The following is a 13,043-nucleotide window of genomic DNA, read 5'->3' on the forward strand; positions in this document are numbered from 1 at the left end:
AGTGGAGTGAACATGATGACGAAATCCACGCATCCGTCCGGCGCACCGCCCGGCGGCAATAGCCAACTGGCGGCGCCTGGACGGCTGACCGGCGAAGGTCCGCGCACGCTGCGCGCCGGGTTCATTCCGCTTGTCGATGCCTCAGTGCTGATTGCAGCCGCCGAATTCGGCTTTGCACAGAAGGAAGGCATCCTTCTCGATCTCGTCAAGGACGTGTCCTGGGCCAATGTCCGCGACCGGCTGGCCTTCCGCCAGTTTGATATCGCCCATATGCTGTCGCCGATGCCGGTTGCCTCGATGCTGGGGCTTGGCTCCAACCCTTCGCCGACCATCACGCCATTTTCGCTGGGGCGTGGCGGTAACGCCATCACGCTTTCGGCCCGGCTCTATGCCCGCATGCGGCGCGAGGCAGAGCTTCCGGAGACGGCCGGCGCACTGGACAATGCGCAGGCATTGGCCAAGGTGATACTTGGCATGAAGGCACGCGGCGAACCGCTGCCAACGCTGGGGGTCACCTACCCCTTCTCCTCCCATAACTACGAGTTCCGCTTCTGGCTGGCCGCCGGCGGCATCGATCCGGACAGGGATGTCAAACTTGTCGTCGTGCCGCCGCCGATGACATCGGACGCACTGGCAGCTGGTGCCATCGATGGCTTTTGCGTTGGTGCGCCCTGGAATATGGTCGCGTCCGAACGCGGCGTCGGCCGCATCGTCGCCGCAAAGCAGGATATATGGCCGTCAGCACCGGAAAAGGTGATCGGCATGCGGCCGGAATGGGCAGAAACTCACCCGGAAACCGTCTCACGGCTGATCGTCGCGCTCGATGCCGCCGCGCGCTGGTGTGATGATCCGGTCAATCATGATGCACTGTCTGCGGCACTGGCCGACAGCCGCTATATCTCGGCCCCGGTCGATATTATCCGCCGGGTTCTTGCCGGCGAATTCAACCTTGATGCCGAGGGGAACCGGCGCATTATCACCAACTACTTCACCTTCCATGCGGGCGCGGCCAATTACCCGCGGCCGAGCCAGGCGCTTTGGCTTTACAGCCAGATGATCCGCTGGGGACAGACCGATTTTTCGCCTGAGGGTGGGACGGCGGCGGCCGCCGCCTATAGGCCGGATATCTACCGCCTTGCGCTTGGCGGGAAGGCTTGTCCGGCAGAGGCAGACATGGCTATCGAGGGCGCTGCAGACGGTGACCGCTTCATGGATGGCCAGGTCTTCGATCCCGGGCGGATCGCCGATTACGTCGCGGGATTTCCGGTCAAAACAGTGCTTCGCGACGGCAGTTTCGGCGATGACATCTGACGTTTTGCATTTTGCATTGCACAAAATTTCTCCGGACACGTTAGCACCGCAAAAGCAAACGCTGAAAAATTTTGCAACACAAAGTCATGATCAAATTTTGTGCGCCGTTATGATTTTCATAGAAAATCCAGCCGTTTCAATGGGATAGATTTTTCGTTCGAAACTGGCACAGCCATTGCATGACATAAATCGCAGCGGTCAATGGCGATCGCGGCGAGCCGAACCCAAGACTGGCGTTCGCACAGACATCGACGTCGTAAGGTTTTTGCAGTCCGGGATGAAATTTCTCCCGGCGGGTGCAATCTCCGAGCGGCGTTTTTTATTGCCAAATTTCCGGCCCGTCACAGTCCCCGCAACCATAGGGAAGAAACCATGACATCTACTTTGAGCAACGGCATAACCCGCCGCACTCTTCTCAAGACGACTGCGGCAGCGGCCTTGTTCACCGCTATCAAGACCACTTTCCCGTCAGGCGCTTTTGCGGCTACTGCCGGTCCGGAAGTCACCGGTGTCAAGCTCGGCTATATCGCGCTGACCGATGCGGCCGCGCTGGTGATCGCAAAGGAAAAGGGCTTTTTCGAAAAGCATGGCTTGCCGGATGTCGAGGTTGCCAAGCAGGCCTCCTGGGGTGCGACGCGCGACAACCTGGTGCTGGGCGGTGCCGCAAACGGCATCGATGGTGCACATATCCTCTCGCCCATGCCCTATCTGATGCATGCCGGCAAGGTTACGCAAAACAATGTCCCGGTGCCGATGGCAATCCTTGCCCGGCTCAACTGTGACGGCCAGGCAATCTCAGTCGGCAAGGAATATGCCGATACCGGCGTTCAGCTCGATGCCTCCAAGCTGAAGGCAGCCTTTGCGAAAAAGAAGGCCGACGGCGGCGACATCAAAGTGGCGATGACCTTCCCCGGCGGCACGCATGACCTGTGGCTGCGCTATTGGCTGGCCGCCGGCGGCATCGATCCCGACAAGGACGTCTCCACCATCGTCGTGCCGCCGCCGCAGATGGTGGCCAATATGAAGGTCGGCAATATGGACGCGTTCTGCGTCGGCGAGCCGTGGAACGAGCAGCTGGTCAACCAGGGCATCGGCTTTACCGCAGCCTCCACCGGCGAGATCTGGAAGGGACACCCGGAAAAGGCGCTCGGGCTTCGCGCCGATTGGGTCGAGAAAAACCCCAACGCCGCCAAGGCACTGATGATGGCGGTGATGGAGGCCCAGATCTGGTGCGAGAGCATGGACAACAAGGACGAAATGGCCGCGATCGTCGGGCGCCGGCAATGGTTCAACGTGCCTGCAAAAGACATTATCGGCCGGTTGAAGGGCAACATCAACTACGGCAATGGCCGTGTCGCCGATGGTACCGATCTTCAGATGAAGTTCTGGGCGAACGGCGCATCCTACCCGTTCAAGAGCCACGACACCTGGTTCATCGCCGAGAACATCCGCTGGGGCAAATTCGCGCCCGATACGGACATCAAGGCGCTGGTCAATCAGGTGAACCGCGAAGATATCTGGCGTGCTGCTGCCGCAGATCTCGGCATTGCCGCCACCGATATTCCGGCGACCACCTCGCGCGGCACGGAAACCTTCTTCGACGGCAAGGTCTTCGATCCGGAAAACCCGTCCGCCTATCTCGACAGCCTGTCGATCAAGGCTGCGTCCTGATGGGGTTCACGATGACAGTTGCGGGCACTGCCCCTCACCCTAGCCCTCTCCCCGAAAGGGCGGATGAGGGGCTCACCAACACAGCCGGATTCACGATCGAGGACGAAGACGATGACAGCAACTGCCCATAAACAACGCCCAACAATACTGCCGGCAATATCCAAAAACGGTCAGGTCATCGCCCTGCCCGGCAGGCCCGCTGCGAAATTCAACGCCCGAAAAATGGCAACCGCAATGGCGCGCAACGTCGTGCCGCCGCTGGTCGTTCTCGCCGTTCTCATGGCCGTCTGGCAGGTTCTCTGTTCGGAGGTGGGCGCGACGCTGCCGCCGCCATCGCAGGTCTGGCAGGAAAGCTACGACCTGATCGCCTATCCGTTTTTCAATTACGGATCGCAGGATATCGGTCTTGGCTGGCGTGTGCTGATCTCGCTGCAACGGGTCGCCTATGGCTTCGGCCTTGCCGCCGTCACCGGTGTTCTCGTCGGTGCGCTGATCGGCCAGTCGATCTGGGCGATGCGGGGTCTCGATCCGATCTTCCAGATCCTGCGCACCGTGCCGCCGCTCGCCTGGCTGCCGCTGTCGCTGGCCGCATTCCAGGATTCCAACCCTTCGGCGATCTTCGTGATCTTCATCACCTCCATCTGGCCGGTGATCATCAACACCGCCGTCGGCGTGCGCAACATCCCGCAGGATTACCGCAACGTCGCCAAGGTTCTGTGTCTCAACCAGATCGAGTTCTTCTTCAAGATCATGCTGCCCTCGGCCGCCCCCTACATCTTCACGGGCCTGCGCATCGGCATTGGCCTCTCCTGGCTTGCCATCGTCGCGGCGGAAATGCTGACCGGCGGTGTCGGCATCGGTTTCTTCATCTGGGATGCGTGGAACTCGTCGCGCCTGCCCGACATCATCGTCGCGCTGGCCTATATCGGCGTCGTCGGATTCATCCTCGACAAGCTGGTTTCGGCTGTCGGCACCATCGTCACGCGCGGCGCCTCGGCAGCTTAAGGAGCATCGATCATGGACACCTATCTCAAGCTCGACCATATCGACAAATATTTCGACCGGGCGGGCAGCCGCACCGAAGTCCTCAAGGGCATCAACCTGACGATCGCCAAGGGCGAGTTCGTTTCGATCATCGGCCATTCCGGCTGCGGAAAGTCGACATTGCTCAATCTCATCGCCGGGCTGACGCCGGTTTCGGCGGGCGCGGTGCTTCTCGAAAACCGCGAGGTCAATGCGCCGGGCCCCGAACGCGCCGTCGTCTTCCAGAACCACAGTCTTCTGCCCTGGCTGACCGTCTATGAGAACGTCAATCTCGCCGTCTCCAAGGTGTTCGGCCGCAGCAAAACGAAGACGGAGCGTCATGACTGGGTCATGGCCAATCTCGATCTCGTACAGATGGCCCATGCCAGGGACAAACGACCCTCGGAAATCTCCGGCGGTATGAAACAGCGCGTCGGCATTGCCCGCGCGCTTGCCATGGAGCCGAAGATCCTGCTGCTCGACGAGCCCTTCGGCGCGCTCGATGCCTTGACCCGCGCGCATTTGCAGGACGCGGTGATGGACATCCATCTTCGGCTTGGCAACACCATGCTGATGATCACCCACGATGTCGATGAGGCGGTGCTCCTGTCCGACCGGATCGTGATGATGACCAATGGCCCGGCAGCCTCCATCGGCGAGGTGCTCGACGTGCCGATCGCCCGGCCGCGCGCCCGTATCGAGCTGGCCTCCGACCGGACCTATCTCAAATGCCGCGAGGCCGTGCTGAAATTTCTCTACGAGCGTCACCGCTTCGTCGAAGCTGCGGAGTAACCGGAATGACCCAGAAACTCGTTATCATCGGCAATGGCATGGCGCCCGGCCGCATGCTGGAGCACCTGCTCGAACAGGCACCGGGGAAATACACGGTCACGATCTTCAACGCCGAGCCGCGTGTCAACTATGACCGCATCATGCTCTCCCCCGTCCTGTCGGGCGAAAAGACCTATGAGCAGATCGTTATTCACGGCGACGGCTGGTATATCGAGCATGGCATCACGCTCTACAAGGGCCATCGGATCGTTGCGATCGACCGCACGGCCAAGACAGTCACCTCCGACCATGGCGTCACCGAAAGCTACGACAAGCTGGTGATCGCCACCGGCTCCACCCCCTTCATCATCCCGGTTCCCGGCAAGGACCTTCCGGGCGTCATTACCTATCGCGACATCGACGACGTGCAAGCCATGCTGCTCGCCGCCCAGTCGCGCGAAAAAGCCATCGTTATCGGTGGCGGTCTTTTGGGTCTTGAGGCGGCGGCGGGCCTCAATTCCCGTGGCATGGATGTTACCGTTCTGCATGTCACGCCCACCCTGATGGACCGCCAGCTTGATCCGGCGGCCGGTTATTTGCTGCAGCGTGCGCTTGAGGACCGTGGCATCAAGGTTATCTGCAAGGCCAACACGAAAGCCATCATCGGCAATGGCAAGGTCGAGGGCATCGAACTCGACAACGGCACGATCATCCCGGCGACCCTCGTCGTCATGGCGGTGGGCATCCGGCCCAGCGCCGGACTTGCGAAAGAGGCCGGTCTTGCAGTCAATCGCGGCATCGTTGTCGATGCCGGCATGCAGACGTCCGATGGCGATATCCTGGCGCTCGGCGAATGCGCCGAGGTCGATGGCATGGTCTATGGTCTCGTTGCACCGCTCTACGAAATGGCCCGTATCGCCGCGTCGCATCTGGCCGGCGACCGCACCCCCGCTTTCGTGCATTCCGACACGCCAACCAAGCTGAAAGTCACCGGCATCAATCTCTTTTCGCTTGGCGATTTCGCCGAAGGCGACGACCGCGACGAGATCGTGCTGCGCGACGCCACCGCCGGTGTCTACAAGCGGCTGGTGCTGAAGGACAACCGCATCATCGGAACCGTGCTCTACGGCGAAACGGCCGATGGGGCCTGGTTCAACGACCTGAAGAAGAAAGCCACCGATATCTCCGAAATGCGCGAAACGCTCATTTTCGGCCAGGCCTACCAGGGAGGGTCGCCGCTGGACCCTACGGCGGCCGTTGCAGCCTTGCCGGATGATGCGGAAATCTGCGGCTGCAACGGCGTCTGCAAGGGCAAGATCACCACAACAATCACCGGCAAGGGCCTGACCTCTCTCGACGACGTCCGCGCCCATACCAAGGCGTCGGCCTCCTGCGGCTCGTGCACCGGGCTGGTCGAGCAGCTGATGACGATCACGCTGGGCGATGCCTATAATCCAAAGGCTGTTCAACCGATGTGCGGCTGTACGGAGCTCGGTCACGACGACGTGCGCCGCCTGATCAAGGCCAAGGGCTTGAAGACCATTCCGGCGGTCATGCAGGAACTGGAGTGGAAGACCTCCTGCGGCTGCGCCAAATGCCGCCCGGCGCTCAACTATTACCTCGTCTGCGACTGGCCGGACGAATATGCCGACGACTACCAATCGCGCTTCATCAACGAACGTGTCCACGCCAATATCCAGAAGGACGGGACCTATTCGGTGGTTCCGCGCATGTGGGGCGGCGTGACCAATGCGGGCGAGCTGCGCGCGATTGCCGACGTCGTCGACAAGTTCGAAATCCCACTGGTCAAAGTGACCGGCGGGCAGCGGATCGACCTTCTCGGCATCGAGAAGGAGGACCTGCCGGCCGTCTGGGCCGATCTCGGCAAGGCCGGCTTCATCTCCGGCCAGGCCTATGCCAAGGGTCTGCGCACGGTCAAGACCTGCGTGGGGTCCGACTGGTGCCGCTTCGGCACGCAGGATTCGACCGGGCTCGGCATTCGCATCGAAAAGTTCATGTGGGGTTCCTGGACACCGGCCAAGCTGAAGCTCGCGGTCTCCGGCTGTCCGCGAAACTGCGCCGAGGCCACCTGCAAGGATATCGGCGTCATCTGCGTCGATAGCGGCTTTGAACTCCATTTTGCCGGTGCCGCCGGGCTCGACATCAAGGGCACCGAAGTGCTGGGTCTCGTCAAGACCGAGGATGAGGCGCTGCAATATATCGTGGCGCTCACCCAGATGTACCGCGAACAGGGCCGCTATCTCGAGCGCATCTACAAATGGGCAAAGCGCATCGGCCTTGATGAAATCCGCCGCCAGATCATGGGCGATGCGGACAAGCGCCAGGCCTATTACGACCGTTTCGTGTTTTCGCAAAAATTCGCCCAGGTCGATCCCTGGTCGGAGCGGGTCTCCGGCAAGGACAAGCACGAATTCCGGCCGATGGCGACGGTCGGTTATCCGGAGGCGGCGGAGTGATGACGATGGACATGAACTGGATCGCGATCGGCGACATCACAGAAATCCCGCTGCGCGGTGCGCGCTGCGTGAAAACCCCGCAGGGCAAGATCGCCGTATTCCGTACCGCTGAAAACGAAGTCTTCGCCATCGAGGATCACTGCCCGCATAAGGGCGGGCCTCTCAGCCAAGGCATCGTCCATGGAACCGCCGTCACCTGCCCGCTGCACAATTGGGTCATCTCCCTTGAAACCGGCAAGGCTTTGGGTGCCGATCAGGGCGAGGTCCGGACCATCCGGGTGCGTAACGACCACGGTGCGTTATTCATCTCGCTTGAGAGTTTGATGATGGCGGCGGAATAGGCGCATGATGGAGTTTGCGGCACGAAAATTGGACCGAGGTTTCGTCCTGGCGTCCTCTTCTCCCCAGCGGGGAGAAGGTGGCCCGCAGGGCCGGATGAGGGGGGCCGAAGGCCACCTCTGTCTGGCTCCGGCTTCGCCGAAGCCCCCCTCATCGCCTCGCATCCGCTCGGCACTTCTCCCCGCTGGGGAGAAGAGGGATCTCGACGCTTTTGCCCTGGATCGAAAAAACGAATGTGAGCGACGCGATGCGAATAGGGGACATGGCGGGGTAACGCGTGGCGATCTCGTAACCCTGCAGCGGAACATTCTCTATGTCCACTGAAACAAAAACCACCTGCCCCTATTGCGGCGTCGGCTGCGGCGTCATTGCCAAAATCGACGGCGCAGGCATGGTCAGCGTCAAGGGCGACCCCGATCATCCCGCCAATTTCGGACGGCTCTGTTCCAAGGGTTCGGCACTCGCCGAAACTATCGATCTCGACGGCCGTATCCTTCACCCGCAGGTGGACGGCCAACGGACAAGCTGGGACGACGCGCTCGACCGTGTTGCCTCTCGCTTCTCGCAAACCATTGCCAGGCACGGACCGGACTCGGTTGCCTTCTATGTCTCCGGCCAGCTGCTGACGGAAGATTATTATGTGGCCAACAAGCTGATGAAGGGCTTTATCGGCTCGGCCAATATCGACACCAACTCGCGCCTTTGCATGTCGTCCTCCGTCGCCGGCCACAAGCACGCTTTCGGGGCCGATACCGTTCCCGGCACTTATGAGGACATCGAACTTGCCGATCTGGTGATCCTCACCGGGTCAAACCTCGCCTGGTGTCATCCCGTCATCTACCAACGTCTTGCCGCAGCCAAGGCCGCCCGGCCCGGCATGAAGATCGTCGTCATCGATCCGCGCCGGACGATGACGGCCGATATTGCCGACCTGCACCTGGCGATCCGACCGGATGGCGACGTGGCGCTGTTCATGGGGCTTCTCGCCCACCTTTCCGGCACGGCAGCGATCGACCAGAACTATATCGGCAAGCATACGAAAGGCTTTGCTGAAGCATTCGCGGCCGCCTCTGCGCTCAGCATTGCCAAACTGATGGAGCTGACCGGCCTGCCATCCATGCAGCTTCGGCAATTCTACCGCCTGTTCGAGGAGACCGAAAAGGTCGTCACCTGCTACAGCCAGGGCGTCAATCAGTCCGCATCCGGCACGGACAAGGTCAATGCCATCATCAATTGCCATCTGGCGACCGGCCGTATCGGCCGGCCCGGCATGGGACCATTCTCGCTGACGGGCCAGCCGAATGCGATGGGCGGACGCGAAGTTGGCGGGCTTGCCAATATGCTCGCGGCCCACATGGCCATCGAAAACCCGGAGGACTGCGGCCGCGTTCAGCGCTTCTGGGCGTCACCGGTAATCGCCCGCAAGCCCGGCCTCAAGGCCGTCGATATGTTCCGCGCTGTCGCCGATGGGCGGATCAAGGCCCTGTGGATCATGGCGACCAACCCGGCTGTCTCGATGCCGGACGCCGACGCGGTCGCGGCTGCGCTTACCGCCTGCCCCTTCGTCGTCGTCTCCGATGTGCTTGAAAAAACCGATACGACGCAATACGCGCATGTGCTTTTGCCCTCGCTTGGCTGGGGCGAAAAGGATGGAACGGTCACCAATTCCGAACGCCGCATCTCCCGCCAGCGCGATTTTCTCTCAACACCCGGCGAAGCCAAGGCCGACTGGTGGCAGATGGCCGAAGTCGGCTGCCGCATGGGTTTTGCCGGCGCCTTTTCCTTTTCATCCGCCGCCGCCATCTTTGCCGAACATGCAGCGCTTTCAGCGTTTGAAAACGGCGGCAGCCGCGATTTCGATATCGGCGCGCATGCGCAAACCAGCGATGAAGACTACGATGCGCTGATGCCGTTCCAGTGGCCGCAGCCGCGAGGCACGACGGCGAAGCAGACCCGCTTCTTCTGCGACGGCGGGTTTTATCACGCCGATGGCAAGGCGCGTTTCATTGCTATTCATGCACCCGTGACAGATCGAACCAGCGCCGGCTTGCCTTTCACGCTCAACACCGGCCGCATCCGTGACCAGTGGCACACGATGACGCGGACGGGAAAGAGCGCGCGCCTGTCTGCGCATATCGCCGAGCCCTTCGCCGAAATCCATCCCCGCGACGCCATGGAGATGGGCATCACCAGCGCTGCACTGGTCGAGATCGAAAGCCCCTATGGCAAGGCCGTGGTGCGCGCCCTTGTCACCGACCGGCAGGCGCGCGGAAGCCTATTCGTGCCGATGCATTGGAATGGCCAGTTTTCTGCCAAGGCCAGGATCGACGCCGTCGTCGCCCCGGTCACCGACCCCGTTTCCGGTCAGCCCGCCTCCAAGAACATCGCTGTTGCCGCGCGGTCTTTTGCGGTCTCTCACTATGGTTTTGCCGTTTCTGCGATCAAACCGGAGCATCCGGACACCGCCTATTGGGCGCTGGCAAAGGCGGATGGCGGCTGGCGCATCGAACTCGCCTTTGACGCGGCGCCGCAGGATTGGTCGGAATGGTGCCGGATGCAGTTCAACATTCCCGCCCATATCGACCCGCTCGGCTATGCCGATGCGCAGTCCGGCGATCTGCGCCTTGCCTTCTTTGATGGAGACCGGCTGGCCGCCGCTCTGTTTGTCGCGCTCCAACCGGTTGCCGTTGCCCGCAACTGGGCGATCGAACAGCTGACGGTTCCCCACAGCGAAATCGGCAAGCGCTTTGCGGTTGTTGCCGGCCGGCCGGGTGCAGGCCGCATGGATCCCGGCGCCACCGTCTGCTCCTGCTTCAGCGTCGGCATCAACCAGATCGTCGCTGCTGTTCGCAGCGGTTGCCATAGCGTTGAAGCCGTCGGCCGGGACTTGAACGCCGGAACCAACTGCGGCTCCTGCCGCGCGGAAATCAGGGGGATCATCGATGGATGTCTTGCAGCTGCTGCCGAATAACCGCACCCCTGCGCGCATGGCGCCGCTCGCCACGCTGCCGGTCTTCTGGGCGCTTGCCGGCAAACGCGCCATTGTCGCCGGCGGTTCGGACGCGGCGGCCTGGAAGGCCGAGCTCCTTTTAGCTTGCGGTGCTGATGTTCATGTCTATGCCGAAGAACTGAGCGACACGTTCGTGGAGATCATCAACCGGAGTTCGGACGCGGGCGAAGGGCGCCTGTTTCATCACGATGGCTCATGGTCGCCGCAGGTCTTTGAGGGTGCTGCAATCGCCATTGCCGATAGTGAGGACGACGCGTCCGCTGCCGCCTTCTTTGAGGCAGCTTGCACGGCCGGGGTTCCCGTCAATATCATCGACAAGCCCAGATACTGCCAGTTCCAATTCGGGTCGATCGTCAACCGTTCACCTGTCGTCGTCGCCATCTCGACCGATGGGGCGGCGCCGATCCTGGCACAGGCCATCCGCCGCCGGATCGAAACGCTCTTGCCGCCATCGTTGAAATCCTGGGCAGCGCTGGCGCATGCCTTGCGCGCGAAGGTCAATGCACGGCTCAACCCCGGTGCGCCGCGCCGTGCCTTCTGGGAAAGTTTTGTCGATCGCGCCTTCGGCCCGGCTCCGGACGCTGGCATCGAGGATGATCTTCTGGCCATCGCCAGCGGCTTAGGCGCTGCAGAAAATTCATCCCCCGGCCGCGTCACGCTCGTTGGCGCAGGCCCCGGCGATGCCGAGCTCCTGACTTTGAAGGCGGTGCGGGCCCTGCAGGCCGCCGACGTCATCCTGTTTGACGATCTCGTGTCCAGCGACGTCCTGGAACTGGCTAGACGCGAGGCAAAGCGTCTGCTGGTGGGAAAACGCGGCGGCCGGACAAGCTGCAAGCAGGAAGATATCAACGCCATGATGATTTCGCTCGCCAAGGCCGGCAAGCGCGTCGTCCGGCTGAAATCCGGCGACCCGATGATCTTCGGGCGCGCCGGAGAAGAAATCGCCTCTCTGGAAAAAGAGGGCATCCCGGTCGACATCGTACCCGGGATCACATCCGCCAGCGCCATGGCCGCACGGCTGAAGGTGTCACTGACCCATCGCGACCATGCGCAAGCAGTCCAGTTCGTCACCGGCCATTCCCGCTCCGGCCACCTGCCCGCCAATCTCGACTGGCAACATCTTGCAAAGCCCGCGACCACGACGATCTTCTATATGGGTGGCCGCACAGCAGGCGAGATCAGCGCGCGGTTGCTTGCGGCGGGGATGGACGGGAACACTCCAGCCGTCATCATGAGCGCCGTGACACGCAGCGACGAAACGCAATGGGCCGGCACACTCGACACGATGGCAGAGGCCATGACGGTTATCGGCGTCGAGAACCCTGTGCTGATTGGGGTCGGCCGTGTGTTTTCGAAAGCCGGCCGATCGACGGCGATGATGTCGAACCCCTCGCAACTGATGAAAATTCGGAGGCGCTGATGATGGCGACGAATATCCTGGCCGCCCTCTCGCTCAGCTTGGCCATCGCGCTCAGTTGGAGCCGGTTTCGCCCGATTTTCTCGTCATCCACCAATGTTGACATCTTACGCGCACCGGCAACAACCCTGGCAAGTGCAATCTGCCTCAGCGCCGTAGGATTGGCATTCAATGCCGCGACACTCGGCGCTGGTGGGTTGATTGTCGCATTGGGCTTGCTCTTGCCCTTTGTTCTTAAGAGGCTTCAGGTGCGCACCTCAACCGAGGTCGCGCTGAGCTTAGCGAGCGTTTTACTGATGTTTCATATTTGGATCTCAATAGATCCGGTCGTGGCGGTCAGCTTGATTGCTGCAGAATCCAAGGGTTGATCACCTTCAACCCAGCGGCCTCGAAAGGATTGAGGTCGCGGGTTGCGACCGCAAGATGGTTTTCTGCTGCCGTGGCTGCAATATATCCATCGGCCTCGCCGATCGCCTTACCGGACAACCGCGCGCGCACCATCAGTTCCGAATAAAACTGCGACGTGGCAACGCCAAAAGGCAGGATACGCCCGGCAAAATGCGGAAGCACTTCGGCCTCCAGGCGATCACGGAGGATAGTTTGCCGTTTGCCAGCGGGCATGGCGGCGATACCAAAACGCAGTTCGGCAATTGTTATCGCTGAGATAAACAGCGTCTCGACCGCTTGTGCGTCCAGCCAGACGACCACTGTCTCGTCAGGGACCGGTTTCCAAGGCTCCGATATCACGTTGGTATCGAGCAAGATCATTCGAATGTCATAGGCTCGGCGGGTGTCTTACCGCGGTTTTGCTGTAGCGCTTCGACATCGGTGTTAGAAAGCTCCGCGTCACGGCCGATGGCCGCCAGTAAAGACCCGAGTTTGACACGCTCAGCTGGACGCACGGCGGCTTCAATAATGTCCCTGATTTCCGCCTCGGTGCTTCGGCCATGGTGAGCTGCTCGCACCTTTAAAGCGCGATGCGTTTCCTCTGACAGATTACGAATGGTCACCGCCGGCATTGATA

General features: G+C 61.3%; 11 protein-coding genes. 9 read left to right on the top strand and 2 right to left on the bottom strand.

Features of this window, described 5'->3' with window-relative positions; genetic code table 11:
* The first annotated feature begins 12 nt into the window (after positions 1-12).
* The 9 genes from ASD32_RS03975 (at position 13) to ASD32_RS04020 (ending at position 12,387) form a co-directional block, all read left to right on the top strand.
* Positions 13-1,311, top strand: coding sequence for a CmpA/NrtA family ABC transporter substrate-binding protein (locus tag ASD32_RS03975; protein ID WP_060636605.1), 1,299 nt, complete (start codon positions 13-15; stop codon positions 1,309-1,311).
* Between the two features lie 372 nt (positions 1,312-1,683).
* Positions 1,684-2,982, top strand: coding sequence for a CmpA/NrtA family ABC transporter substrate-binding protein (locus tag ASD32_RS03980; protein WP_060636606.1), 1,299 nt, complete (start codon positions 1,684-1,686; stop codon positions 2,980-2,982).
* Positions 2,983-3,093: 111 nt separating this feature from the next.
* Positions 3,094-3,987: a nitrate ABC transporter permease gene (ntrB, locus tag ASD32_RS03985; RefSeq protein WP_060636607.1), complete on the top strand. Its 894-nt coding sequence runs from the start codon at positions 3,094-3,096 to the stop codon at positions 3,985-3,987.
* Between the two features lie 12 nt (positions 3,988-3,999).
* On the top strand, positions 4,000-4,797 hold the full coding sequence (locus ASD32_RS03990; protein WP_060636608.1) for an ABC transporter ATP-binding protein: 798 nt from the start codon (positions 4,000-4,002) through the stop codon (positions 4,795-4,797).
* A 5-nt stretch (positions 4,798-4,802) separates the two neighbouring features.
* Positions 4,803-7,253, top strand: coding sequence for a nitrite reductase large subunit NirB (gene nirB, locus ASD32_RS03995; protein ID WP_060636609.1), 2,451 nt, complete (start codon positions 4,803-4,805; stop codon positions 7,251-7,253).
* Positions 7,254-7,258: 5 nt separating this feature from the next.
* Positions 7,259-7,594, top strand: a complete 336-nt coding sequence (gene nirD, locus ASD32_RS04000; protein WP_156383048.1) for a nitrite reductase small subunit NirD — start codon at positions 7,259-7,261, stop codon at positions 7,592-7,594.
* Between the two features lie 311 nt (positions 7,595-7,905).
* Positions 7,906-10,563 carry a nitrate reductase gene (locus ASD32_RS04010; protein WP_060636611.1) on the top strand — a complete coding sequence of 886 codons (2,658 nt, stop codon included), beginning with the start codon at positions 7,906-7,908 and terminating at the stop codon, positions 10,561-10,563.
* The gene (gene cysG, locus ASD32_RS04015; RefSeq protein ID WP_060636612.1) at positions 10,535-12,022 is read left to right on the top strand and encodes a siroheme synthase CysG; all 1,488 of its coding nucleotides are present in this window, start codon (positions 10,535-10,537) and stop codon (positions 12,020-12,022) included. Before ASD32_RS04010 ends, cysG begins: the two co-directional genes overlap by 29 nt.
* Positions 12,022-12,387 carry a hypothetical protein gene (locus tag ASD32_RS04020; protein WP_060636613.1) on the top strand — a complete coding sequence of 122 codons (366 nt, stop codon included), beginning with the start codon at positions 12,022-12,024 and terminating at the stop codon, positions 12,385-12,387. The genes cysG and ASD32_RS04020 overlap by 1 nt, the downstream gene beginning before the upstream one ends.
* Here the strand turns inward: ASD32_RS04020 and ASD32_RS04025 are convergent.
* Positions 12,356-12,787 (bottom strand): type II toxin-antitoxin system VapC family toxin, encoded by a 432-nt coding sequence (locus tag ASD32_RS04025; RefSeq protein WP_060636614.1) that lies wholly within the window; start codon positions 12,785-12,787, stop codon positions 12,356-12,358. The two genes, ASD32_RS04020 and ASD32_RS04025, sit on opposite strands and share 32 nt — an antisense overlap.
* Positions 12,784-13,038, bottom strand: coding sequence for a hypothetical protein (locus tag ASD32_RS04030; protein WP_060636615.1), 255 nt, complete (start codon positions 13,036-13,038; stop codon positions 12,784-12,786). Before ASD32_RS04030 ends, ASD32_RS04025 begins: the two co-directional genes overlap by 4 nt.
* Between the last annotated feature and the right edge of the window lie 5 nt (positions 13,039-13,043).

It is taken from the genome of Rhizobium sp. Root483D2 (assembly GCF_001426685.1).
In the GTDB taxonomy this organism is placed as follows: domain Bacteria; phylum Pseudomonadota; class Alphaproteobacteria; order Rhizobiales; family Rhizobiaceae; genus Pararhizobium; species Pararhizobium qamdonense.

Coding starts and splice junctions, on each gene's coding strand:
- ASD32_RS03990 (WP_060636608.1), top strand. CDS start 4,000: ATGGACACCTATCTCAAGCTCGACCATATCGACAAATATTTCGACCGG.
- ASD32_RS04030 (WP_060636615.1), bottom strand. CDS start 13,038: ATGCCGGCGGTGACCATTCGTAATCTGTCAGAGGAAACGCATCGCGCT.
- nirD (WP_156383048.1), top strand. CDS start 7,259: ATGGACATGAACTGGATCGCGATCGGCGACATCACAGAAATCCCGCTG.
- ASD32_RS03975 (WP_060636605.1), top strand. CDS start 13: ATGATGACGAAATCCACGCATCCGTCCGGCGCACCGCCCGGCGGCAAT.
- nirB (WP_060636609.1), top strand. CDS start 4,803: ATGACCCAGAAACTCGTTATCATCGGCAATGGCATGGCGCCCGGCCGC.
- ASD32_RS04020 (WP_060636613.1), top strand. CDS start 12,022: ATGATGGCGACGAATATCCTGGCCGCCCTCTCGCTCAGCTTGGCCATC.
- ASD32_RS03980 (WP_060636606.1), top strand. CDS start 1,684: ATGACATCTACTTTGAGCAACGGCATAACCCGCCGCACTCTTCTCAAG.
- ASD32_RS04010 (WP_060636611.1), top strand. CDS start 7,906: ATGTCCACTGAAACAAAAACCACCTGCCCCTATTGCGGCGTCGGCTGC.
- ASD32_RS04025 (WP_060636614.1), bottom strand. CDS start 12,787: ATGATCTTGCTCGATACCAACGTGATATCGGAGCCTTGGAAACCGGTC.
- ntrB (WP_060636607.1), top strand. CDS start 3,094: ATGACAGCAACTGCCCATAAACAACGCCCAACAATACTGCCGGCAATA.
- cysG (WP_060636612.1), top strand. CDS start 10,535: ATGGATGTCTTGCAGCTGCTGCCGAATAACCGCACCCCTGCGCGCATG.